Annotated in this window: 21 protein-coding genes; 16 read left to right on the top strand and 5 right to left on the bottom strand. The window is 60.7% G+C overall.

Annotated elements, in window-relative coordinates; genetic code table 11:
- Positions 1–21: 21 nt before the first annotated feature.
- The 7 genes from SynM161_RS06200 to SynM161_RS06170 are packed head-to-tail and all read left to right on the top strand — an operon-like array spanning position 22 to position 6,133.
- Positions 22–504 (top strand): flavin reductase family protein, encoded by a 483-nt coding sequence (locus tag SynM161_RS06200; protein WP_115009275.1) that lies wholly within the window; start codon positions 22–24, stop codon positions 502–504.
- Positions 505–513: 9 nt separating this feature from the next.
- Positions 514–2,499, top strand: a complete 1,986-nt coding sequence (gene uvrC / locus SynM161_RS06195) for an excinuclease ABC subunit UvrC (protein ID WP_186540304.1) — start codon at positions 514–516, stop codon at positions 2,497–2,499.
- Positions 2,496–2,783 (top strand): hypothetical protein, encoded by a 288-nt coding sequence (locus SynM161_RS06190; RefSeq protein WP_114989168.1) that lies wholly within the window; start codon positions 2,496–2,498, stop codon positions 2,781–2,783. The genes uvrC and SynM161_RS06190 overlap by 4 nt, the downstream gene beginning before the upstream one ends.
- 2 nt (positions 2,784–2,785) lie before the next feature.
- Positions 2,786–4,282 carry a cryptochrome/photolyase family protein gene (locus tag SynM161_RS06185; RefSeq protein WP_186540302.1) on the top strand — a complete coding sequence of 499 codons (1,497 nt, stop codon included), beginning with the start codon at positions 2,786–2,788 and terminating at the stop codon, positions 4,280–4,282.
- Between the two features lie 35 nt (positions 4,283–4,317).
- Positions 4,318–4,890, top strand: a complete 573-nt coding sequence (gene hemJ, locus SynM161_RS06180; RefSeq protein WP_186540300.1) for a protoporphyrinogen oxidase HemJ — start codon at positions 4,318–4,320, stop codon at positions 4,888–4,890.
- A 13-nt stretch (positions 4,891–4,903) separates the two neighbouring features.
- Positions 4,904–5,551, top strand: coding sequence for a PHP domain-containing protein (locus SynM161_RS06175; protein ID WP_186540298.1), 648 nt, complete (start codon positions 4,904–4,906; stop codon positions 5,549–5,551).
- Positions 5,552–5,578: 27 nt separating this feature from the next.
- A complete protein-coding gene (locus SynM161_RS06170; protein WP_186540296.1) occupies positions 5,579–6,133 on the top strand; it encodes a hypothetical protein in 555 nt (184 codons plus the stop codon).
- Here the strand turns inward: SynM161_RS06170 and cobN are convergent.
- A complete protein-coding gene (gene cobN / locus SynM161_RS06165; RefSeq protein WP_186540294.1) occupies positions 6,123–9,851 on the bottom strand; it encodes a cobaltochelatase subunit CobN in 3,729 nt (1,242 codons plus the stop codon). The two genes, SynM161_RS06170 and cobN, sit on opposite strands and share 11 nt — an antisense overlap.
- A 65-nt stretch (positions 9,852–9,916) precedes the next feature.
- Between cobN and SynM161_RS06160 the strand changes: the two genes are divergently transcribed.
- The 3 genes from SynM161_RS06160 to SynM161_RS06150 all read left to right on the top strand — a co-directional run bounded on the left by SynM161_RS06160 (position 9,917) and on the right by SynM161_RS06150 (position 14,841).
- Entirely contained in the window at positions 9,917–10,831 is a 915-nt protein-coding gene (locus SynM161_RS06160; protein WP_186540292.1) for a branched-chain amino acid transaminase, read from the top strand.
- Between the two features lie 63 nt (positions 10,832–10,894).
- The gene (metH, locus tag SynM161_RS06155; protein ID WP_186540290.1) at positions 10,895–14,521 is read left to right on the top strand and encodes a methionine synthase; all 3,627 of its coding nucleotides are present in this window, start codon (positions 10,895–10,897) and stop codon (positions 14,519–14,521) included.
- Positions 14,522–14,568: 47 nt separating this feature from the next.
- Positions 14,569–14,841: a DUF4090 family protein gene (locus SynM161_RS06150; RefSeq protein ID WP_186540288.1), complete on the top strand. Its 273-nt coding sequence runs from the start codon at positions 14,569–14,571 to the stop codon at positions 14,839–14,841.
- A 34-nt stretch (positions 14,842–14,875) separates the two neighbouring features.
- Here SynM161_RS06150 and SynM161_RS06145 read toward each other — a convergent pair whose 3' ends face one another.
- The gene (locus SynM161_RS06145) at positions 14,876–15,106 is read right to left on the bottom strand and encodes a hypothetical protein (RefSeq protein ID WP_186540286.1); all 231 of its coding nucleotides are present in this window, start codon (positions 15,104–15,106) and stop codon (positions 14,876–14,878) included.
- A gap of 111 nt (positions 15,107–15,217) precedes the next feature.
- On the opposite strand from SynM161_RS06145, the gene SynM161_RS06140 reads away from it, so the two are divergent.
- Positions 15,218–15,613 (top strand): DUF2237 family protein, encoded by a 396-nt coding sequence (locus SynM161_RS06140; protein ID WP_186540284.1) that lies wholly within the window; start codon positions 15,218–15,220, stop codon positions 15,611–15,613.
- On the opposite strand, the gene SynM161_RS06135 is transcribed toward SynM161_RS06140, so the two are convergent.
- On the bottom strand, positions 15,595–16,323 hold the full coding sequence (locus SynM161_RS06135) for an SDR family NAD(P)-dependent oxidoreductase (protein WP_186540282.1): 729 nt from the start codon (positions 16,321–16,323) through the stop codon (positions 15,595–15,597). The genes SynM161_RS06140 and SynM161_RS06135 overlap by 19 nt on opposite strands.
- Positions 16,324–16,377: 54 nt before the next feature.
- Here SynM161_RS06135 and SynM161_RS06130 point away from each other — a divergent pair, with 54 nt between their 5' ends.
- The 3 genes from SynM161_RS06130 to SynM161_RS06120 are packed head-to-tail and all read left to right on the top strand — an operon-like array spanning position 16,378 to position 18,811.
- The gene (locus tag SynM161_RS06130) at positions 16,378–17,277 is read left to right on the top strand and encodes a SpoIID/LytB domain-containing protein (protein WP_255441720.1); all 900 of its coding nucleotides are present in this window, start codon (positions 16,378–16,380) and stop codon (positions 17,275–17,277) included.
- On the top strand, positions 17,267–18,112 hold the full coding sequence (locus SynM161_RS06125) for a DUF4922 domain-containing protein (protein WP_186540278.1): 846 nt from the start codon (positions 17,267–17,269) through the stop codon (positions 18,110–18,112). Before SynM161_RS06130 ends, SynM161_RS06125 begins: the two co-directional genes overlap by 11 nt.
- Positions 18,113–18,142: 30 nt before the next feature.
- Positions 18,143–18,811: a sigma-70 family RNA polymerase sigma factor gene (locus SynM161_RS06120; RefSeq protein WP_186540276.1), complete on the top strand. Its 669-nt coding sequence runs from the start codon at positions 18,143–18,145 to the stop codon at positions 18,809–18,811.
- Here SynM161_RS06120 and SynM161_RS06115 read toward each other — a convergent pair.
- Positions 18,808–18,993: a hypothetical protein gene (locus tag SynM161_RS06115; protein ID WP_186540274.1), complete on the bottom strand. Its 186-nt coding sequence runs from the start codon at positions 18,991–18,993 to the stop codon at positions 18,808–18,810. The genes SynM161_RS06120 and SynM161_RS06115 overlap by 4 nt on opposite strands.
- A gap of 154 nt (positions 18,994–19,147) precedes the next feature.
- On the opposite strand from SynM161_RS06115, the gene SynM161_RS06110 reads away from it, so the two are divergent.
- Both SynM161_RS06110 and SynM161_RS06105 read left to right on the top strand, forming a co-directional pair.
- On the top strand, positions 19,148–20,689 hold the full coding sequence (locus SynM161_RS06110) for a DUF3370 family protein (protein WP_186540272.1): 1,542 nt from the start codon (positions 19,148–19,150) through the stop codon (positions 20,687–20,689).
- A 78-nt stretch (positions 20,690–20,767) separates the two neighbouring features.
- Positions 20,768–21,715: a molecular chaperone DnaJ gene (locus tag SynM161_RS06105; RefSeq protein WP_186540270.1), complete on the top strand. Its 948-nt coding sequence runs from the start codon at positions 20,768–20,770 to the stop codon at positions 21,713–21,715.
- Positions 21,716–21,780: 65 nt separating this feature from the next.
- Here the strand turns inward: SynM161_RS06105 and SynM161_RS06100 are convergent, their stop codons facing one another.
- Positions 21,781–22,041 carry a hypothetical protein gene (locus SynM161_RS06100; RefSeq protein WP_186540268.1) on the bottom strand — a complete coding sequence of 87 codons (261 nt, stop codon included), beginning with the start codon at positions 22,039–22,041 and terminating at the stop codon, positions 21,781–21,783.
- Positions 22,042–22,666 lie beyond the last annotated feature (625 nt).

Below are 22,666 nucleotides of genomic sequence, written 5' to 3'. Positions count from 1 at the left end.
TTCAACCAACGCATCTGTGCCATGAGCCTCGACGCCGACGCCAAGAAGGTCCTGCTTCGCAAGATCCCCCATGGGCTCTTCATCTGCGGCGTTCGCAACGGCGATGAGGTCAACGGATTCACGGCCAGCTGGGTGACCCAGGGATCGTTCGAACCGCCCTTGGTGGTGATGGGTGTTCGGGCTGACAGCAGCAGTCACGCCATCATCGAGGCCACCGGCAAGTTCTCGCTCAACGTGCTGCGGGCCGATCAGAAAGATCTGGCAGCCGTGTTCTTCAAGCCCCAGAAGGCGCTCGGTGGTCGCTTTGAAGCGGCACCCTTCGAGGAGGGCGAACTTGGTCTTCCCCTGCTCACCGATGCCGTCGGTGGTGTGGAGTGCGAACTCGTGGGCTCGATCAAGCATGGTGACCACACCGTTTTTGTGGGCGAAGTGAAAACTGCGCGCCTGATCGCCGATGGCGAGGCCCTGAACCTGGCCAGCACCGGCTGGAATTACGGCGGCTGAGCTGGCCTGGTGGATGCCGCCTCCGGTGCACCGCTGCTGACGCAGCCCAAGCGTCTTGAACGCCGCCTCAAAGAGATCCCCGCTGAGCCGGGTTGCTATCTGATGCGGGACGGTGACGACCGGATCCTCTACGTCGGCAAGTCGAAAGCGTTGCGCAGCCGTGTGCGCAGCTATTTCCGCAGTCGGCATGATCTGTCGCCACGGATCCGGCTGATGACACGCCAGGTCTGTGAGATTGAGTTCATCGTCACCGACAGCGAGGCGGAGGCCCTCGTTCTCGAGTCGAACCTGATCAAGAACCATCAGCCCCACTTCAACGTGTTGCTGAAGGACGACAAGAAATACCCCTACCTCTGCATCACCTGGAGTGAGGCCTATCCGCGGATTTTCATCACCCGTCGCCGTCGCTTCCGCAGCCCCCTGGATCGCTTTTACGGGCCCTATGTCGATGTGGGGCTGCTGCGTCGCACCCTGTTTCTGGTGAAGCGGGTGTTCCCGCTGCGGCAACGACCCCGGCCGATGTACCCCGACCGCACCTGCCTCAACTACAGCATCGGGCGCTGTCCGGGGGTCTGCCAGGAAAAAATCAGCTCGGAGGACTATCACCGCACACTGCGCAAGGTGGCGATGGTGTTCCAGGGCCGCAGCGATGAACTGCAGCAGCTGCTTCAGGAGCAGATGGAGCGGTATGCCGAGCGAATGGACTACGAGTCGGCGGCCCGGGTTCGCGATCAACTTCAGGGGCTGGATCAGCTCACCGCCGATCAGAAGATGAGCCTTCCGGATTCCTCCGTGAGTCGCGATGTGCTGGCCCTTGCCTTCGATGAACGTTTGGCGGCCGTGCAGCTGTTTCAGATGCGCGCCGGGAAGTTGGTGGGACGTCTTGGCTACACCGCTGACGCCTCAGGTCTGGAACCTGGACTGATCCTGCAACGGGTGATCGAAGAGCACTACAGCCAGGTGGATTCGGTTGAGGTGCCCCCCGAGTTGTTGGTGCAGCACGCTCTGCCCCAGCAGAAACTGATGGAGGATTGGCTCTCGGAACAGCGCGAGCGTCGGGTGCAGATCCACTGCCCGCAGCGCCAGCAGAAAGCCGACCTGATCGAACTGGTGCAGCGCAACGCGGAGTTTGAGTTGCTCCGCGCCAAGCAAGGTCAGGAGAAGCAGTCGTTGGCCACGGAGGATCTGGCGCAACTGCTGGAGTTGCCCACCCCGCCGCGGCGGATCGAGGGCTACGACATCAGTCACATCCAGGGCAGCGATGCCGTGGCCTCCCAGGTGGTGTTCATCGACGGGCTGCCCGCCAAGCAGCACTACCGCAAGTACAAGATCCGCAGCAGCAGCATCCGAGCTGGCCACAGCGACGACTTCATGGCGATGGCGGAAATCATGCGCCGTCGTTTCCGGCGCTGGGCCCGGGCCAAGGCGGAAGGGGTGGATGTGGGTGCCCTGCGTCACAAAGGTGGCAGCGCTCTGCAGACAGACGGCCTCAACGACTGGCCCGATGTGGTGATGATCGACGGTGGCAAGGGCCAGCTGTCTGCCGTGATGGAGGCCCTGCGCGAGCTTGATCTGCACGAGGATCTCAACGTCTGCTCCCTCGCCAAGCAGCGCGAGGAGGTGTTTCTCCCCGGCGAAAGCCAGCCGCTGGAGAGTGAACCGGATCAGCTCGGAGTTGTGCTCCTTCGCCGCCTTCGCGACGAAGCCCACCGTTTCGCTGTCAGCTTCCATCGCCAACAGCGTGGTGAGCGGATGAAGCGTTCACGTCTCTCTGACATCCCTGGGGTTGGGCCCAAGCGGGTCAAGGATCTCTTGGCCCACTTCCATTCGATTGATGCCATTCAGCTGGCATCGGTTGAGACCCTGTCCAAGGCCCCTGGCGTTGGACAGGCGCTGGCCCGCGACATCCACGATTTCTTCCATCCTTCCGACGACGGAGCCGACGCTGATGCCAGGGCTGCTTTAGAAGAACAGCCTCAGGAACTCTCCGCATGATCCGTCATCTCTGCATGGCTCTGGCAGGAGTGTTTCTTCTTGCCACTCCGGTCTGGGCGTCTCCCGGGCTGTGCACGGGCCCTGTGTGTGCCGACGGCATCACCCGCAGCGCCAAGAACCACTGGCAGCTGGTGCTGCGGCTCAACGATCAGCAGGGCCATCGCGAAAAAGTGGTGATGAATTGCCGGGCTGGCCAGTTGAGCCCCATGGCCGGACCCGTGGATCGCGCCTATGCCACCGCGCTGGGTCGACGCGCCTGCCGTCTTGCTGGGGAGGACAGCTGACGGTGGATCTCAGTCTCGTTTTTCCCCATCAGCTGTTTGAGCACCATCCCGCGCTTCGGGCGGGACGGGCCGTGGCCCTGATCGAAGATCCGCTGCTGTTCGGCTCTGATCCCCGCTGGCCCATCCAGGTGCATCGGCAGCGCCTGCTCCTGCATCGGGCCTCGATGAATGCCTATGCCGAGATGCTTCAGGCCAAGGGCTTCACCGTGTTGCGGGTGCTCCAGGGGCAGGCGGCCAGCACCGCTGAGATCCTTGGTGATCTGCTCGATCAGGGCTACCGGGCCTTTCATCTGGCGGATCCGGTGGACGATGTTCTGAGCCAACGGATCTCCACCTTCGCCTCCCGTCACGGCTGCGGTCTGGAGATCGTCGCCACCCCGATGCTGCTCACTCCAGAGGCCTTCATCGAGGACCATTTCGCCTCCGGCAAGAAGCCCCTGATGGGTCGCTTCTACGAGATGCAGCGCAAGCGACTGGATCTGCTGATCGATCCTGATGGTGGTCCTGTTGGTGGCCGCTGGAGTTTCGATGCCGACAACCGCAAGAAGCTCCCCAAGGGAATCCTGGTTCCAGAGCCCCCGGCCGGTTGCTCCAGCGCAACGAACGCCATCGTTGAAACCGCCCGGCAGCAGCTCATCGGGGAGGGGGTGACTGGCATCGGCAGCTGGGACGGGTTCCATTACCCCGTCACCCATGGCGATGCAGCCCGTTGGCTGGATCAATTCCTCGAACAACGCCTGCGCCAGTTCGGGGCTTACGAGGATGCGATCAGCACTCAGCACCAGGTGATGTGGCACAGCGTGCTTACGCCGATGCTCAACATCGGTCTGCTCACGCCGCAGCAGGTGCTGGATCGAACGCTGGAGCGGGCTGAAGCCGGTGACATCCCCCTCAATTCATTGGAGGGATTTCTGCGTCAGATCGTCGGCTGGCGGGAGTTCATGGCGGCGATGTACCGGCGCCATGGCGTGGAGATGCGCAACGGCAATTTCTGGGGCTTCGACGATCGGCCGATTCCCTCCGCCTTCTACACCGCATCAACGGGTCTGCCCCCGATTGATGACGCCATCCGCCATGCCCTGGAGACCGGCTATTGCCATCACATCGAACGCCTGATGCTCCTGGGCAATGTGATGCTCCTCTGCGGATTCCATCCAACCCGGATCTACACCTGGTTCATGGAGCTGTTTGTGGATGCCTACGACTGGGTGATGGTTCCCAACGTCTATGGCATGAGTCAGTTCGCTGATGGTGGCATCTTCACCACCAAGCCCTATCTCTCCGGCTCGAACTACGTGCGCAAGATGTCGGATTACCGCAAAGGGGAGTGGTGTGACACCTGGGATGCCCTGTTCTGGACGTTCATCCATCGCCATCAAGACTTCTTTCGGCGCCAATACCGGCTAGCAATGATGGCCCGCAACCTGGATCGCATGGCTCCCGAGGTTCTGTTGGCCCATCAACGTCGAGCCGGCGATTTTCTTGACGCGCTCACCTGAACCCTGCGTAAGGTCGCTCCAGATCAGTTGTGTTGATGACGTTTTCGCCCGAGGCCTACCTCTGGTTCAAGACCCTGCACATCGTTGGGGTCGTGGTTTGGTTTGCGGGCCTCTTCTATCTGGTGCGCCTGTTCATCTATCACGTTGAAACGGAGGAACTGGCGCCGGAACTGCAGCAGCCGTTCCGCGATCAGTACGCCTTGATGGAGAAACGTCTCGCCAACATCATCACCACGCCGGGAATGGCTGTGGCGGTATCGATGGCCATCGGGTTGCTGCTGGCCCAGCCCTCTTGGCTTCAGCAGGGCTGGATGCACGCCAAGCTCGGTTTTGTGGCGGCCCTGCTGGCTTATCACGTGTTTTGTTACCGACTGATGGGCCAACTCCACGCCGGCACCTGTGCCTGGTCAGGCAAGCAGCTTCGCGCCCTGAATGAGCTGCCCACGCTGCTGCTGGTGATCGTGGTGATGCTGGTGGTGTTCAAAACGCAGTTCCCCACCAGCGCAGCGACCTGGTTCATCGTCGCCCTGGTGGTGTTCATGGCAGCGTCGATTCAGTTCTATGCCCGTTGGCGCCGCCTGCGGGCCGAAGCCTCCGCCAAAGCCTGAGATGAGGGTTGAGATGACCCACCCCCTCCAAGCCGTGCTCGAACAGGTGGGACCGTCGAGCTGTCCCACTACGCACAACTTCCACTGCCACACCATCTGCAGTGACGGCAGCCTCGAACCGCTCGAGCTCATCCAGCAGGCCACCGAGCGGGGGCTCAAGCACCTGGCGGTGACGGATCACCACAGCAGCCATGCCTACCGGGAGATTCACGTCTGGCTGGATCAGCAGCGTGCCAGCGGTGTTGAGGTCCCCACGGTGTGGAGCGGCATGGAAATCAGTGCACTGCTGAAGGGGTGCCTCGTTCATGTGCTCGCCCTTGGCTTCGAGCTCAACCACCCTGCGCTCCAGCCCTACAACCGTGGTGATGCCGTCGTCGGTGAACCGCTAAGGGCTGAGGCGGTGGTTAAAGCCATCCATGAAGCCGGTGGATTGGCAGTGTTGGCCCATCCCGCCCGTTACCGCCTGGGCCATGACGTGCTGATCGATGAGGCGGCCCGGCTTGGTTTCGATGGTGGTGAGGCCTGGTACGACTACGAGATGCAACCAACCTGGTCCGCCAGCCCGTTGATCTGCGAGGCCATCGATCGTCAGCTGAGCAACCTTGGCCTTTTGCGTACGTGTGGCACCGATACCCATGGAATTGACCTTTGCGGCCGCTAAGTTCATTCCATCTCAGTTCCGGTCGACATGGGCTTCTTGGATCGTCTGCTGAAAAAGGATTCCGCAGATTCCGACTCCACGATTCAGCCGCGCAAGCCGGCAAAGGAGAAGCCGGCCGAGTTCTTCCTTGATGCCGACGCTTCCTCCTCCCTCGGGGATGTGAACTACATGCGCGAGTCGAAGACGATTCGCCGCACCTTCCCCGGCACGGTCGACAGTCCCGGCACCAAGGAGCAGATCATGGAGGTGGCTGCCGAAACCGAGAAGCTTGAGAAGCGCAGCGAAGGCCTCGGCGGCGTTGTCAAGAAGGAAGAATCAATCAGCCTCAACGCGGGCATTCCCACCCCAGTGAAGAAAACCTTCGCTGAGCAGGTGAGCACCGAGGAGATGAGCAAGCGCCTCAAGGGCACGGCCATCACGGGTGTGAACACCCCTGCTCCAGCCGGTGCTGCTCCCCTCGGCCGTAAGGAAGAGCTGAACCCCAAGGAGGAACCAGTGGCCAAGGCTGGATCCACTGCGCCGTCCTCCAAGCCTGGATCGATCGATCCGTTCCGTCAGATGGTTCGCGACCTCAACAAATAGGGCTTCCCCGTTCAATTTGGGCTTCGCTGCTGATCACCAGCTGTTGCAGGTGAAGCAGCTGGTCTTTCGTTGTTGACGTCCAAAGGCCTCGATTCGAGGCCTCCAGCAGCCGTTCGGCCATGTCCCTCAGCACCCAGGGGTTGCTCCCCTTCAGGAAGTCGAGGATTTCCGGCTGGCTGAGCCACTGCTCACACAGCGCCCCGTAACACCAATCGGGAACGCGATCGGTGGAGGCGTCGTAGGCAAAGAGGTAGTCAAGGCTGGCCCCCATCTCGAAGGCACCCTTGTAGCCGTGCTGCATCATTCCCTCGATCCAGCGGGGGTTGAGCATCCGGCTCCGCATCACCTTGTCCAGTTCCTTTTCGAGCCGGTGCAGGCGAGGCCGTTCGGGGCGGGAATGGTCTCCGAACCACAGTTGCGGCCGTGCTCCTGACACCTCTTCCACCGCTGCACTAAGGCCCCCCTGGAACTGGTAGTAGTCGTCGGAATCGAGCAGATCGTGTTCGCGGTTGTCCTGGTTGTGGAGCACCACCTGCACCCTTCCCAGGGCCTGCTCGAGACCGGAACGATCAAGGCTGGGGGCAGCGGCACCGTCGTACGACCATTGGCTCCAACGGAGAAAGGCTTGGCCCAGGTCTGCTCGCGAGTCCCAGGCGCCACTGTCGATCAGGGCTTGCAGACCGGCTCCGTAGGCACCGGGGGCGGACCCATAAATGCGGCCCTGGGGCCCGCCTTGACGGGTGAGCTCAGCCAGGGGATTCAGTTCATCCGGTTCATCGAGGGCCGCCACCATCGACTGGGCCTGATGCACCCAGCCCACCAACTGGGGGAAGGCGTCGCGAAACAGCCCGGAGATGCGCAGCACCACATCCACCCGCGGTCGACCCAGCAAACGGGCTGGAATCACCTCCAGGTCCACCAACCTTCGGGTGGGGCCGTCCCAAACCGGTCGAACACCGATCAGGGCCAACAGCTGAGCAATGTCTTCTCCGCCATTGCGCATCGTTGCTGTTCCCCAGACCGATAACGCCAGATGGCGCAGCGGTTCCCCCTGCTCCAGCAGATGGAGATCCAGCAACTGCTCCGCCGAGCGTCGCCCCAGATCCCAGGCGGCTTCCGTAGGCAATCCCCGCAGATCCACGGAATAAAAATTGCGGCCGGTGGGCAACACATCGGGGCGACCACGACTCGGTGCTCCTGATGGTCCCGCAGCGATGCGCTGCCCCTGAATGCCCCGCAGGAAGGCCTCTTTTTCAGCTGAGGCACAAGCGTTCAAGCGGGGCCAGAGGTCGTCGTGCAGGCTCTGCAGGCAGGGATCCTTTCGGCTCCAGGTTCGGAACGGTTCCGCCAGTCCGTCCCCCTGTTCCCCATGGATGATCCATCGGATCAACAACTGGGCCTGCTGTTCCAGCCAGGCGCAACCATCCCCCACCCGTCGGCAGTTCGTGCCACCCAGCAGCCTCAGGCGGGTCTGATCCGCCTCCGAGAGCTTGTCGCCTTCGTCCTGCTGCCAGGGGTCAAAGCACAGTTCTGCCTGCAGGGCCATGGCCTGCAGCAAGCCGGGCTGCCCCTGCCGGGGGGGACGGGCCAGGGCGACCAGCAGCTCATCGGCGGCTTCTGTCGATGGCGCCACACCAAACCGATGCAAGCCGGTGCGGATCTGCGATTCCTTGAGCTCGCAGAGATAGGTCTCCGCCTGGTCCAGGCAGGTCTCCAGCAGCTCCGGTTGGCGGCGAATCTCCGCTTGGCTGGGGATTCCGGGCCAGTTGAGGGACAGCAGGCTGGAATGCACTGCCTGTTCCAGCACCCGGGCCCGCTGGCCGCCCAGCTGCCGCACCTCCACCAGTTCATCAAGCAGGCCCTCCAACCGTTGCAGTGGTCCGTGCAATCCAGCACGCCCCAAGGGCGGTGTGAGGTGGTCCAGCACCACGGCATGACCCCGTCGCTTGGCCTGAGATCCTTCGCCCGGGTCGTTGACGATGAAGGGGTAGAGGTGAGGGATCGGTCCCAGGGCCAGCTCGGGGCCGCAGGCATCGCTCAGCCCCACCGACTTGCCCGGCAGCCATTCCGCACTGCCGTGCTTGCCCACATGCAGCATCACCTGTGTCTGATGCACGCAGCGCAGCCAGAGGTACTGAGCCAGATACCGGTGCGGTGGCGGCAGATCCGGTGAGTGGAGATCGGCGATCTGATCGGCGTCATAGCCGCGATCCGGCTGGATCAGCACCACCACATGACCGAAGCGCAGGCCATGAATGGCAAACCCCTTGTTTGGATCCAGATCGCAGGCGGCTTCTGGAGGTCCCCAACGGGATTCGATCAAGCGTCGAGCCGATTCCGGAACGCCGGCCCACCACTTCTGATAGGTGGTGAGGGGCAGATGATCCAGCGCTGGGCGGTGCTGTCCGTCCGGTGCATTGGTGCGACCGGACAACAGCTGTTGCATCAGGCCATCGCCTGAATCCGGCAAGGCTCCCGAACCGAGGTCATGGCCGGCGTCAGCCAGCCAGCGGAGCATCCGCGCCGTGCTGTCTGGCGTATCAAGGCCCACGCCATTGGCTACACGACCGTCGCGAACGGGATAGTTGGCCAGCACCATCGCGATGCGCCTCTTGGCACAGGGGGTCTGTCTCAGCTCCACCCAGCGACGGCTGTGCTCTGCCAGCCACGCGAGTCCAGATGGATCCGGCTGCAGGCAGGGAATGGCTGTGGCCAGGGGGCCGGTGGTCTGCAGGTGGTCACGAAAACCGCAGGGCCGCGTGGTGATCCGAGCATCCAGCTCCGGCATCACCACCTGCAACGACAGATCCATCGGATTCAGCCCCTGGCTGCTCTCCAGCCACAAAGCCCGGCTGCGGCTGCTGCTGAGCAGTTGCAACACCGGTCGATCGAGCCGATCCCAGAGAGGGCTGCCAAGGCCGGCCTGTTCGGTCTGCACCGAGGCAAAGGACGTGCCAGCAATCACCAGCTCAGCATTTTGCTGATTCAACAGGTCGTGGACGCCGGCCTGCACCGCCGGGTTTCTCAGGCTGCTGACCCAGAGCAGGCAGGGCCGCAGTCCCTCCTTCCGAAGTGCGGCCGTCAGGGCATCCGCCAGGGCAAGGTCTCCGGCTTGAAACTGAGCCCGATAGAGAACAACTCCCACCGCAGCCCCGGCTTCGTCGCGCCAATCCCAGGGCATCGGATCGGGGCAAGGCACCACCGCAACGTTGTCGGGTGATGGGGGGTTGCCCTCCAGCAGAGCCTCGAGAGCTCTGAGGAACCGCCCCATGTTGTCGATGCCCCCTTCCCGCAGCAGTGCCGACAGCTGATCGGCCAGTTCAGCACTGCAGGAGCCCAGCCCATGCAGCTCGTTGCTCTGATCAGCCGTTCCGGCAAGGACGATCAGTTGTCGCTGTTTCGCTTCGCTGCACCAGCGCTGCAGTTGCTCCAGGCCGTAGCTCCAGTGCCCACGGCTGCCGAGCAGGCGCACCACGATCAAGTGCGCCGCCTTGGCGGTGGTGTTGAGGTAATGGTCCAGCTGCGCTGGGTGGTCCAGGCAGCTCAGGGGCAACGCCCGGATCCGCTCGTTCCAGGCCGGGTAGCTCGGCAGGCTGGCGTCCAGGCAGCTGATGTCAGTGCCTGCGCTGGTGAGGAACAGCACATCCGCGCCCGGCTGCTCCACGAGCACCACATCTTCCGGTGGGTCCAGACCCGGACAGGTGGCAAGGCGATGCATGCCCCCATTCTCCGTGTCGCGGTGCGCGGTGGTGAGAAGATTCAGCGATCGGATCCATCACGGTGATGCATCAGTTCCTGCCCTATGCCTGGTTCCAGGGCCAGTGCGTCCCCTTCGAGGAGGCCAGGATCTCCATTGCCACCCATGCCCTGCACTACGGCACCGGTGCCTTCGGCGGCATGCGCGCCATTCCCGATCCCCAGAACAGCAACACCATGCTGCTGTTCCGTGCTGATCGGCACGCCCGGCGTCTCAGCCAGAGCGCCCGGTTGTTGCTCACGGATCTGAGTGAGGACACGATCCTCTCGGCGCTCACGGCAATGCTGCAGGCCAACAAGCCTGATCAGCCGATCTATCTGCGGCCCTTTGTGTACACCAGCGATCTGGGCATCGCCCCGCGCCTGCACAACATCGAGACCGACTTCCTGATTTACGGACTCCCCCTGGGTGATTACCTGTCTCCGGAGGGGGTGAGCTGCAGGATCAGCAGCTGGACCCGCCAGGAGGACCGCTCCCTGCCGCTACGCGGCAAGATCTCCGGCGCCTACATCACCAGTTCCCTGGCCAAGACGGAAGCCGTGCAGAGCGGTTTCGACGAAGCCTTGCTGTTGAACAGTCGCGGCAAGATCAGTGAAGCCAGCGGCATGAACCTGTTTCTGGTGCGTGATGGCCAACTGATCACGCCTGGAGTTGATCAGGACATCCTTGAGGGCATCACCCGCGCCAGCGTGATTGAGCTGGCCAAAGCGATGGACATCCCTGTAATTGAACGTCCGGTGGACAAAACCGAGTTGTTCATCGCCGACGAAGTGTTCCTGTCCGGCACGGCCGCCAAGGTGACGCCGATCCGTCAGATCGAATCAACGGTGCTGAACGCCAATCGTCCTGTGATGGATGCCCTGAAGGCCAAGCTCGTGGCGATCACCGAAGGACGGGATCCCGCCTATGAGCACTGGGTGACCCGTATTCCGATCTCCTAGATCAACAGCCTGAAGTTCGCCCTGAGCTTTTCTTAAGATCGGTGCTTCTAAGAGGGTGCATGGATGGTGGTGACGCAGGCAGATCGGCAAGCCACCACCTCTGCATTCCTTGAGTACCTGCATGGGCCACAGCGTCCCGTGCTCGTGTTCGACGGTGCCACTGGCACCAGCCTTCAGGGGCTTGGGCTTACGGCGGTTGATTTCGGTGGTCCTGACCTGGAGGGTTGCAACGAGAACCTGGCGGTCACCAAGCCGGATGCAGTCAAGGCAGTGCATCGCCAGTTCCTCGAGGTGGGCTGCGATGTCATCGAAACCGATACCTTCGGCGCTGCATCGATTGTGCTGGCGGAATACGGCCTGGAAGACAAGGCCTTTGAGCTGAACAAGCGGGCAGCCGAGCTGGCCCGGGAAATGGCTGATGAATTCAGCACCCCTGAGAAGCCACGTTTCGTGGCGGGCTCCATGGGGCCCACCACCAAGCTGCCCACCCTTGGCCACATCGATTTCGACACGATGCGGGATTCGTTCCGCGAGCAGGCTGAGGGACTGATCGCTGGCAACGTCGACCTGTTCATCGTCGAAACCTGTCAGGACGTGCTGCAAATCAAGGCAGCACTCCAGGGCATCGAAGCGGCCTTTGCCGCCACCGGTGAGCGGCGGGCCCTGATGGTCTCCGTCACGATGGAAACCACGGGCACCATGCTCGTCGGCACAGACATCGCCGCTGTGGTGTCGATCCTTGAGCCATTCCCGATCGACATCCTCGGCCTGAACTGCGCCACCGGTCCGGAGCAGATGAAGGAGCACATTCGCTACCTCTCTGAGCATTCCCCCTTCACCGTCAGCTGCATTCCCAACGCCGGACTGCCGGAAAACGTTGGCGGGGTGGCCCATTACCGCCTCACGCCGGTGGAGCTGAAGATGCAGCTGATGCACTTCGTTGAAGACCTCGGCGTGCAGGTGATCGGTGGATGCTGCGGCACCACTCCCGCCCACATCGGCAGCCTTGCGGAACTGGCGCAGGAGCTCAAGCCTGCTGAACGCCCCTCCCGCTGGGATCGCGCCAGCGCGGAGGATGTGCGCCCCAGCCTCAATTACGAGCCCGCAGCCTCATCGATCTATGGCGTCACGCCCTATCACCAGGACAACTCTTTCCTGATCATTGGTGAGCGGCTCAATGCCAGTGGCAGTCGCAAGGTGCGAGAACTTCTGGCGGAGGAAGACTGGGACGGGTTGGTGTCGGTGGCCCGCGGCCAAGTGAAGGAAAACGCCCACGTGCTCGACGTCAACGTCGACTACGTCGGTCGCGATGGCGAACGGGACATGCACGAGCTGGTGAGCCGTCTGGTCACCAATGTCAACCTGCCCCTGATGCTCGATTCCACCGAGTGGCAAAAGATGGAGGCGGGCCTGAAGGTGGCTGGGGGCAAATGCATTCTCAACTCCACCAACTACGAAGACGGTGACGAGCGCTTCTTCAAGGTCTTGGAGCTGGCCCGCCGCTACGGCGCCGCTGTGGTGGTCGGCACGATCGATGAAGACGGGATGGCCAGAACAGCCGAGAAGAAGTTCGCCATCGCCCAGCGGGCCTATCGCGATGCCCTCGAGTTCGGCATCCCTGCCCACGAGATCTTCTACGACCCCCTGGCCCTTCCCATCTCTACTGGCATTGAGGAAGACCGGCTGAATGGTCGCGCCACCGTGGATGCCATCCGGATGATCCGGGAGAACCTCCCCGGCGTGCACGTGGTGCTCGGGGTCAGCAATGTGAGTTTCGGCCTGTCACCGGCGGCCCGGATCACCCTCAATTCGGTCTTCCTTCACGACTGCTGTGAAGCCGGAATGGATTCAGCCATCGTCAGCCCCGCCAAGATCCTCCCGCTGATCAAAATCAGCGACGACCACCAGAAGGTGTGTCGTGATCTGATCAATGACAACCGCCGTTTCGAGGACGGCATCTGCGTGTACGACCCGCTCACCGAACTCACCAAGCTGTTTGAGGGAGTGAGCACCAAGGAAGCCCGTGCTTCAGGCCCCTCGCTGGCGGATCTGCCGATTGAGCAACGGCTCAAGCAGCACATCATTGATGGTGAGCGCATCGGTCTGGAGCCCTCCCTGGATGAGGCGTTGCAGACCTACCTCCCTCTGCAGATCATCAACACCTTCCTTCTGGATGGCATGAAGGTGGTGGGTGAATTGTTCGGCAGTGGCCAGATGCAGCTCCCCTTCGTGCTGCAAAGCGCCGAGACGATGAAATCCGCGGTGGCTCACCTCGAGCCGCACATGGAAAAAAGCGAGGGCGAGAGCACAAGCAAGGGCAAGTTCCTGATCGCCACGGTGAAGGGCGATGTCCACGACATCGGCAAGAACCTGGTGGACATCATCCTCACCAACAACGGTTATGAAGTGATCAATCTGGGCATCAAGCAGAGCTGTGAAGCCATCGTTGAGGCCCAACGTGAACATCAGGCCGATTGCATCGCCATGAGCGGTCTGCTGGTGAAGTCCACGGCCTTCATGAAGGACAACCTTCAGGCCTTCAACGATGCGGGCATTGATGTTCCTGTGATCCTCGGTGGTGCGGCACTGACCCCACGCTTCGTTCAGAAGGACTGCCGTGAGGTTTACGACGGCAAGGTGATCTACGGCCGTGATGCCTTCGCTGATCTGCGCTTCATGGATGCGTTGATGGATGCGAAGCGCAGCGACAACTGGACCAATACCAAGGGCTTCCTGGCTGATGCTCCCCAGGGGGTTGGCCTGGATGAAGAGTCGACAACCTCCGAGAATGCTGAGGAGACATCCAGCTCCGCATCGGATGCTCCGGCAGCGGCTCTGCCGCCGGTGAGCTCAGATCGATCCGACGCCGTTCCCGCTGAAACCACACCGGTGCCGCCCTTCCTCGGCTCTGCGGTGATCACTGAGGCCGACATCGACATCGCCGAGGTTTTCCACTACCTCGACCGCAATGCCCTCTTCGCCGGCCAGTGGATGCTCCGCAAAACCAAGGAGCAGAGTCGGGACGACTACGAGGCGATGCTTCAGGAGAAGGCAGAGCCGGTGTTGCAGGAGTGGATGCAGCGCTGCATCAACGAGTCACTGTTGACCCCCCGGGCGGTGTACGGCTATTTCCCTGCGGGACGCGATGGCAACAGCCTGCGGGTCTTCGATGCCGACGGCACGCAGGAACTTGGGTGTTTTGAGCTTCCTCGTCAACGGTCTGGCAACCGCTACTGCATTGCCGATTTCTTCAACGATATGGACGCTGAGGGACGCCCGACGGACGTGCTGCCGATGCAGGCCGTGACCATGGGCCAGAAGGCCTCTGTGGTGGCGCAGGAGCTGTTCAAGGGCGATCGCTACAGCGATTACCTGTACTTCCATGGCCTGGCGGTTCAGATGGCCGAAGCGATGGCCGAATGGGTGCACGCACGGATTCGGTCGGAACTCGGTTTCGCAGATCCAGCTGGGATGCCACTGCGGGATGTGCTGGCGCAGCGGTACCGCGGCAGCCGGTACTCCTTCGGCTACCCTGCCTGCCCAAATGTGGCCGACTCCAGGCAGCAGCTGGACTGGCTCGGAGCTGAGCGGATCGGCTTGAGCATGGACGCCAGTGACCAGCTCGAACCGGAGCAGAGCACCACAGCGTTGGTGGCTCTGCACTCGCAGGCCCGTTACTTCAGCGCCTGAGCCCTGAGTGGCGTCCCATAGCCTGAGGTGCCCTGTTTGCGTTCACCATGGCCATTGCCGGACCGGATGGTGTTGATGTCGCCATCAAAGCTGGTGTGGATCTTGATGGAAGTCCAATCCCTGAAGCGATGCTCGCCCTTTACAACCAGGTGATGGATCTGGAAAGTCAGCGCGCCCGCAGTGGTGTTCTGAAATCGATGCGCAACAGGGTGGTCAAGACCGGAGCCAAGCATTTCGACCAGGAAACGCTCAATCAAAGGCTCCTTGAGGCCGGATGGGACGGTCTGAAGGACAAGGAGATCGCTTTCTTCTACGGATGATCTCCTGCTGACGGAGAAGCACCCTTTGCCGGGCTCAGTCCTGGCAGAGCTTCTCCATCGTGTCGATCACCTCTTGCTGGAACGATTCCAGGGCACTGGACTCGCTCAGATCAAGGCCTTCGCCAGCGGCGTTCTGGGCCAGGTCCTGGAAATGAAAGGCTCCCTCTCCATTGGCAAGGAACTCGATCGCCGTGCTTTCACCGCTCTCGCGAAACGCATCGCAGAGCGCCAGAAAAGCAGCGTCTTCAGTGAACTCCCAATCCATCGAGTGGACATGACTGAATGACCTTTAACCCGCTCCCCCAGGGGTTCGTCAACCGTCTGAAGTCAAAATGTGCCAGTCCTTGGGCAGACTCCCCCTCAAACGAGCGCTCAGATGTCCAGCAGCAGCCCCGAATTTCCGCCGGCCAGGAACGTTCTTGGCGACCCACTGGAGAGTTGCAGTTGTGAACCGATGACGGGTTGGTATCGCAATGGTCTCTGCCAAACCGATCCATCGGATCTCGGCCAGCACAGCATCTGCTGCGTGATGACCGAGCAATTTCTCAGTTACAGCAAGGCCCAGGGCAATGACCTGAGCACACCGATGCCCACGTTTCAGTTCCCGGGCTTGAAACCAGGGGATCACTGGTGCGTCTGTGCACCGCGCTGGAAACAGGCCTACGACGATGGCGTCGCACCGCTGGTGCGCCTGGAAGCCACGGAAGACACAGCCCTGACGGTTGTCAGCCTTGACCAGCTGAAGCAGCACGCTCACCAATCGATCGACTGACCGTCCCAGGCGAGAAAAGCTCCTGATTGTTCCGGGGTCTGTTGCAGCAACACTTCAACCAACTGACGCGCAGCCCTTTCTGGAGTGAAAAGTTTGTCCGGAGCCACGAAGCTCTGGAACGGACGAGACAGGGCTGTGTCGGTCGTACCGGGATGCAACAGGCTCACGGTGGCCAATGGCCAGCGGCGGGCCCATTCAATGCTCAGGCAGCGCAGCAGCTGGTTCTGAGCCGCCTTGGCCGCCCTGTAGCCGTACCAGCCCCCAGTGCGGTTGTCACCGATGCTTCCCACACGAGCACTGAGGCTGGCGAAATGAAAGAGTTGATCCCTATGCAGCAAGGACTCGATCGCCTTGGCCAGCAAAATCGGTGCCATGGCGTTGATGCCGAATTGCTGCTCCAACTGAGATCGATCGATCTGCTGAAGACGTTTTTCCGGTTGAAGCCCAGGACCATGCAGACGGCCGCTGCAGTTGAACACCAAACGCAGGGGGAGCCCCTGGGCTCGCAGGCTTGAGCTCAGACCATCCAGATCACTGTCGTTTTGGAGGTCCAGTTGCAGTGAGGAGACCGGAGGTCCATGACGTCCAGCGGTCAGCACCTTCAGATCAGGGCAGGTGCGCTTCAGTTCTGCTGCCACCGCAGCTCCGATGCCGCCGGGGCCAACCACCAGAGCCAAGCCAGCCCAAGTGGTCGGAGCTTCTTCGACCATGTGAACTTGCTGCGAAGAGGAGACCGTCTAGCGGAAATCAGGCATCATCGGCTGGTGGCTCTGACAGCAGTACTGGTGCCGATGCGCTGTCATTTCTGGCTCCCGGCCGCGATCGGAAGTCTTTTCATGGCGGCTTTGATCGGCTGGTTGGCTCGGCCGCTCTCACAGCGGCCTGATCAGCTCAGATCAAGCTTGGCTGATCTGCTCAATCACGATTCAACTGTCGGTTCGAGCGTGGTTCCAAAGGTGCCGCCTGGTGCTGACCATGTGCCCCTGGAGATCCGCGTCGGTTTGGTCAGCCAGAGCCCTATCACCGCCTTCCGACCCGGACCCAACGTGCTCTGTCGCTACCAGCACGGCGATGTGATCCCTGCCCAAGAGCTGATGAAGAGGATCGCTTCCTCACCTCAGCATGAGATTCATTGCTCCGGTGGACCTGTTCAGATCAACCAGCAGCATTGTCAAGGTGATATATCACTGCTGAAAGGCCAAGGTGATTGGCTGCCGGTTGTCTCGCTTGATCTGGAGACCTACGTGGCCTCCGTGGTCGGCGCCGAAATGCCAAGCAGTTGGCATGGGGAAGCCCTCAAGGCGCAAGCCGTTGCAGCACGCTCCTATGCGATTGCCCATCTCGCCCGACCGGCAACGACGGCCTATCACCTGGGGGATACAACCCGTTGGCAGGTGTTTGCAGGGGAGCAAAGCACCACCCCGGCCAGTCGTTCAGCAACACGGGAAACCCGCGGGATCATCCTGAGTTACGGCGGCGGCATTGTGGAAAGCCTTTATGCGTCAAATGCGCAGGTGAGTGCTGAAGCCCATGGCCATCTCGGCGCCAGCATGAGTCAATCAGGGTCACAGCAACTTGCCCATCAGGGACTCCCCTTCAATGCCATTCTCGGCAGGTACTACGCAGGAGCCTCGCTGGCACGGTTGACATGGCATGACCAGTGAACTGCTTCGAAAAGCGATGGAGGTCACGGTTGCAGCGACCGCATCCGGAGCTCTTGTTCCGCTCGACACCTCATTGAGCCACCTGGTCGGGGAAAGAGGCTGTCGCTTTGAGTTGCGCCACCTCCTCAGCGCCACACCAAAACACCTTCGAGCATCGGGTCCAAAGCCAAATCCGTTTCTTCCCTGGGATCAACGTCTGGAGGTTGACCGGATCGGTGAATCCCACGTCGTAATCCTGAACAAATATCCCGTTCAGACCTCCCACATGTTGCTCATCACCCAGGACTGGCAACCCCAGACCGGTTGGTTGTCCTTGGAGGATTGGCACTCCCTCGCCAGGATTGATGCCACGACGACGGGGCTGTGGTTCTTCAACAGCGGGCCTGATGCCGGCGCCAGTCAGCCCCATCGACATCTGCAGTTGTTACCGCGGTTAGAAGGGGAGCGGATCTGTGCACGGGAAGATTGGTTCCGTTGCTGTGCGGCTGGCACAACCACGTCTGCTCAGGATCCTCTGTTGCGCAGTTCACGGGTCGCAGCGATCAGTTCAATCCTGACGGGTGAAATGCTTCAAGCGTTGTATCTCGCCCTAGCTGAAGATCTCGGTCTGGGGCACCCCAGCACCGATGAATGTCCTCGAGGGGCTTACAACCTGCTGATCACACGGCAGTGGATGGCCATGGTTCGCCGCAGCAGGGAGGGAATTCGCGGCTTCAGTGTCAACGCCCTCGGCTTCGCCGGATCCTTGTTGAGCACCGAAGTCTCCGATCTAGAGTGGATTCATCGTTCTGGACCGGAGGCCCTGCTTCAAGCTGTTGTTGACACGCAGGACTGAAAAGTTCGGTGATGGCACGGATGTCTTGACTTGCTTCTCTCTGCCAAGGCTGGAGATGCAACTCACAACCATCCATTGGACAAGACCTGCCTCAAGCGTCGGAACCGTCAAATTCAGGACAACCTGCATCTGGTTCAACCCATTGCCCGTCATTACGCCCAACAGACAGGCCTAGAAAGCGACGATCTCCTGCAAGTGGGATGTCTTGGCCTGATCAAGGCCTACAACCGCTACGACGCCCAGCGGGGGGTTCCCTTTCCAAGCTTCGCCAAGCCGCACATTCGCGGAGCCATTCTCCACTTCCTTCGCGACAGAGTCGGATTGATACGACTCCCCAGGGCCGTTGAAGAACGGGCCATGCAGATGGTGCGCAGTTCGGAGGGCTCTGCTCTGAGCCCAGCCGATGCCCTCGTGGTTGACCACTACCGCAGCAAACAGCACTGGGTGGAATTCAACGACGACCTTCTCGGCGACACGGCGCAAGCAATGGATCTGGTCGAACGCTCGGAGGCCTGGAGCAGGGTTAACAAGCTCTTCCGCAACCTTGAGAACGACGACCAATGTGCCCTGCAGATGGTCGCCATTGATGGAATGAGTCTGAGGCAGACAGCGCGACTGCTTGGGATTTCAGCAATGACAGTTCAGAGGCGTTTGAAACGCGGCCTCAACACCATCGCGAAGCAGTTGAACGCCGCTTAGCCGGACGTCTGAGCATCGCGATCCATCTGTTCCTGAAGAGTTTTGATGGCGGCATTCATAGCCGACAGCTGCCGTTCAGCACCATCACGCCAGAACCGCAGCATCGACAACTTCCGTTCCTGATGCTGGCGACGCAGGCTTGTGTGATCGGTGCTGGGGCTGCAGCAGAACGGAGGAAGCATTTCAGCGTCGACGCTGAGCTCATGCTGACCGATTTTCAGGCACAGTGTGACTCATCAATCTGTTGGTTGTCTCAGAAGGTGGAACTACGGTGTGAATTGAGAGCATCCACATCGTGGTGTCGACGTTGCTCCGAACACCACAACAGCAAGCCGCATGAGTCTCAGGCAAATCCCAATCTTGGTCTTGACCTGCGTCTCGCTTGCGGGCTTTGAGTGCATGCCTCAGCGCAACGCTGAGGCCTACGTCGCGCTCATGGCAGGTCAAAAGGCACGACCGCTCAACGGCACCTTCAACAACGTTCCGGTTCTTCATTCCAATCAACCGGAGATCGTCACCGGTCCAGGAATCATGGTGAACACGGCTGCGGGCTCAGCCATCGCTGCGGAGTCGAACCAGCCGCTTCGCAATGCCGCCCACACCTTCAACGGTGAGTTCGGCGTTCATATGCATCACAAGTACTACCCCAAAGACCAATCCAAGTTGGGGAGCCGTCGATCCAGAGGCTTGATGACCCTGGCTCTGATCGCGACGAATCCCGGGTCAAGCCCGATCACACTGAAGTTCGATCGAGGCTCTGTCAAAAACAGTTTTGAAGCGCCTTATCACCCGAATCGTTTGATGGGGGTCAAACCCCTTGGGAAGCGTCCTTGGAACACAGGGCCAGGCGATGCCACCGCCGTTCAACTGCTGCGCGGTGAACTGGACCGGAAAATACCCGAACAGGTCGTGATTCCGGCAGGAGGGCAGAGGGTTGTTGTGCGCACGGTGCTCCCTGCCCGTGGCATTGCCAACGGGCTGCTGAGAGGACGCAGCAACGGTCCTTTCACGATGGCTGTCGTTGCCGCCGAGCAATCAGCACAGGATGCCGATCTGTTCGCAGTGCTGCAGTCGGGACGACTGGCACCCGGAAGGATTTATCTCAACCGGATTCGCGAGATCCAACTGGGTCGTGTTTTTTCCAGGGTGGCCGGCGTTGCCCTGGGCGATGCCTACAAAGCTGAGATCAGCCATGACCTCAACCAGGGGCCACTCCACGTGCCCCTGACCAGCACGAAGCGGCATCACTTCGGCACCAGCGATGTTCAGGTCAATCCCTTGACCACACGGATGGTTGATTCCGCTCTGAACAACGTCGGCACCTATGGGGTTCGCTATGACGTGACCCTCAATGTTGCTGGTGAAGGGCCCCATCAACTGGTGCTCAGTCATCCGGTTGTGTCTGGCAAGAAGACGTTCACAGCCTTCCGTGGATCGCTGCAGATTCGTCAGGAACGAACCCTTCAAGAGGTTCACGTGGGCATGCGCTCAGGGGAGAGCCTGGCCCTGGCTGATTTCAACCTGGTCCCTGGAACGCGCAAGGCGGTGAAGGTGAGCTTGGTTTATCCGGCTGATGCCACCCCAGGCCATCTCCTCAGTGTGGTTCCCGTTCAGCAGCTGGCCATGCTTCATCACCGCAAGCAACAACAGCGGGACGCCCAGGTCAAAATCGCGGACAGTAAATCCCGCATGGTGGGGCCGAAGACCGCTCCTCCTCCACCTGAAGCCAAGCCTGTTGTTGTGAACCCTGCAGCTGCGAGGCCAGCATCTGTGAGGCCGGGTTCTGTGATTCCTGCTGTGGTGCCTGTCGCCCGACCCGGTTACGGCGATGTGATTCGATCTCAGCAGCAGTGGTTGCTCCAGCTTCAGGGTCGATAACCTGCCCAAAGGTGGATTGAACTTTTGAGCGGCGAGGACTCAAAACGTCAACGCATCTCTGTGGAGATGTCAGAGCCCATGGTCGCGTTGATTGACCAGCTCAAGGGTGAATACGGAGCCCGTTCCCGGGGCCGGGTGCTCGAAATGCTCCTCCAGGATCTGCTCGACCCTGGGGATGCAGCATCGGATCCTGAGGTCGATCCTCTCAAGGACGATGCTGAACCAGCGGTCGCCACTGGGCCCGATGAGGTCACCAGTCTCGTTCTGATCTCAACGGGGAACCAACAGCAAGGGGGTGAAGACGCTCCAGCCTCAGCCTCTGGGCTTCCTTCGGGAGGTGGCTCCTCAGGCATCGACCTGCCGGGGTTCGTCAGCAAGCGCACCAGTCAGCTGAAAGCGACGCTTCGCTCTCCGCAGCAACGCGATTCCCCTCAGAACGACCCCCTTGTCTCAACGGTGGACCTCACCGATCTAAGAGAGGCCAGTGCTGCCGCAGAAGAGCACTGGAGGTCCCTTTATGGCCAACCACCGGGCCCAACAGTGATTGAAGCGGCCATGACCTGGCTGGCCCGAGATGTCTGGTCCAGTACCGATGCCAGTGATGGGCGTCCATTCACCTGGTCGGCTGCCAATGCAGCCGTTGAGACACTCTGTGCCAGCTGGGAGTCAAGCGACCCATCGCTGGGTCGGGTGATGGTCGTGGCTGGCGCTCTAGAGGATCCCTTTGCAACATCCTCATTGGCGGAACGCATGCCGACCCTGATCCGCCGCTTCGTGAACCGTTTCCGCCGCAGCAGACAGGTCACCTCATTCGAAACCCTTGAGTCGACCATGACGGTGCATGGGGCTCTCAAACTGCTGGGGTTGTCAACCCAAGCAGGGACTTCGGTCACCCTGAGCTCCATCCGGGAGGCTTACAAGCAACGGGCGCTTGAGGAACATCCTGATGCAGGTGGGTCCACAGACGCGATGCGCCGACTCAATGAGGCCTATCGGCTCCTGCGTGAGCTGTACAGAAACCGTTGACCGCTTATCTCTACTGAGACGCAAGACAGGTCCAAGCGCATGTCTTGGTTGAGACGGCTGCGTTGTCATTCATGGACAGCTCCGTGGCCTCGAACAATCAACCAAGCACTGAGGGCCAACATGGCCACGGAGCCACACAGCACCAACAAATCAGCGGCGTTGTTCACCTCGAAGCCGATGGTCTTTTTGAATGCCGCAACCATCAGGCCCACAACAATCACATTGGACAGATTGTTCTTCAGGCTTTGGAGGCTGTTTACCGAGAGAATGTTGGTGTGCTGTTCTTCGCCACCCTCCAGGCGTGGATCGAGGTCCAATTTGTTCATCCGTTCGCAGTCTGCTCACAGAGTCTGTGGTCTTGCCTGCGACGCGCAGCGGGACCCATAAAGAGACTTGCCTGCGATGAGCGCTAATCCTCAAGATCCACAAAATTGGTGGTTTTTGTTTGCTGAGCAGTGGAGTATTGCGTCACCTTTCCTTCTCAAAAAACTCTGTGCTTGATTGTTCTGCCTGTAGTCCACGGCCAGTCCAGGGGATGCCCGTGAGCGATGAAACCCCTGTAAAAGCCGGTTTTCAGCCCTGCGTACCTGCTGTAGACACAGGTACGCAATGCATCCTCACTTTTTTGGGCCTCGAAACCTCGAATCGGGACCAGTGTCTGGCTGTTGATCCGGGGATCGCTCCACAGCTTCAATCACGCGCCTATCGATCATCTTTAAGCCAGAGATAAGTACCAAGCGGCTCAACATAGACCTGTTATGGGTCTTAATTGAAGTCTCGCCCGAGACGGATTGGCGCCTCGAAGCTTCGCCGGTCGGCTGCTTAAGAATGTCGGCCTATGGACAAGGCAGAGACCTGACGCCCTTGTGCGGCCGATTGAATTATCGAGAGGATGCCCTGCACGACTTCAACAGGTGATTGGCAGAAAATTAAAAAGCAGATCTCCATCTC

The sequence above is a fragment of the Synechococcus sp. M16.1 genome (assembly GCF_014279895.1).
Lineage (GTDB): Bacteria > Cyanobacteriota > Cyanobacteriia > PCC-6307 > Cyanobiaceae > Parasynechococcus.
Note: the sequence above shows the minus strand (reverse complement) of the source record. Positions and strands in the feature narration are given on the sequence as shown.

What these genes read in the sequence shown, in the direction of transcription:
- SynM161_RS06200 (WP_115009275.1), top strand. Translation starts at nt 22, where the DNA reads ATGAGCCTCGACGCCGACGCCAAGAAGGTCCTGCTTCGCAAGATCCCC.
- SynM161_RS06145 (WP_186540286.1), bottom strand. Translation starts at nt 15,106, where the DNA reads ATGGATTGGGAGTTCACTGAAGACGCTGCTTTTCTGGCGCTCTGCGAT.
- SynM161_RS06125 (WP_186540278.1), top strand. Translation starts at nt 17,267, where the DNA reads ATGACCAGTGAACTGCTTCGAAAAGCGATGGAGGTCACGGTTGCAGCG.
- SynM161_RS06100 (WP_186540268.1), bottom strand. Translation starts at nt 22,041, where the DNA reads ATGAACAAATTGGACCTCGATCCACGCCTGGAGGGTGGCGAAGAACAG.
- SynM161_RS06105 (WP_186540270.1), top strand. Translation starts at nt 20,768, where the DNA reads ATGGTCGCGTTGATTGACCAGCTCAAGGGTGAATACGGAGCCCGTTCC.
- SynM161_RS06140 (WP_186540284.1), top strand. Translation starts at nt 15,218, where the DNA reads ATGTCCAGCAGCAGCCCCGAATTTCCGCCGGCCAGGAACGTTCTTGGC.
- SynM161_RS06175 (WP_186540298.1), top strand. Translation starts at nt 4,904, where the DNA reads ATGACCCACCCCCTCCAAGCCGTGCTCGAACAGGTGGGACCGTCGAGC.
- SynM161_RS06190 (WP_114989168.1), top strand. Translation starts at nt 2,496, where the DNA reads ATGATCCGTCATCTCTGCATGGCTCTGGCAGGAGTGTTTCTTCTTGCC.
- SynM161_RS06115 (WP_186540274.1), bottom strand. Translation starts at nt 18,993, where the DNA reads ATGCTTCCTCCGTTCTGCTGCAGCCCCAGCACCGATCACACAAGCCTG.
- SynM161_RS06135 (WP_186540282.1), bottom strand. Translation starts at nt 16,323, where the DNA reads ATGGTCGAAGAAGCTCCGACCACTTGGGCTGGCTTGGCTCTGGTGGTT.
- cobN (WP_186540294.1), bottom strand. Translation starts at nt 9,851, where the DNA reads ATGCATCGCCTTGCCACCTGTCCGGGTCTGGACCCACCGGAAGATGTG.
- SynM161_RS06170 (WP_186540296.1), top strand. Translation starts at nt 5,579, where the DNA reads ATGGGCTTCTTGGATCGTCTGCTGAAAAAGGATTCCGCAGATTCCGAC.
- SynM161_RS06110 (WP_186540272.1), top strand. Translation starts at nt 19,148, where the DNA reads ATGAGTCTCAGGCAAATCCCAATCTTGGTCTTGACCTGCGTCTCGCTT.
- hemJ (WP_186540300.1), top strand. Translation starts at nt 4,318, where the DNA reads ATGACGTTTTCGCCCGAGGCCTACCTCTGGTTCAAGACCCTGCACATC.
- SynM161_RS06150 (WP_186540288.1), top strand. Translation starts at nt 14,569, where the DNA reads ATGGCCATTGCCGGACCGGATGGTGTTGATGTCGCCATCAAAGCTGGT.
- SynM161_RS06160 (WP_186540292.1), top strand. Translation starts at nt 9,917, where the DNA reads ATGCATCAGTTCCTGCCCTATGCCTGGTTCCAGGGCCAGTGCGTCCCC.
- metH (WP_186540290.1), top strand. Translation starts at nt 10,895, where the DNA reads ATGGTGGTGACGCAGGCAGATCGGCAAGCCACCACCTCTGCATTCCTT.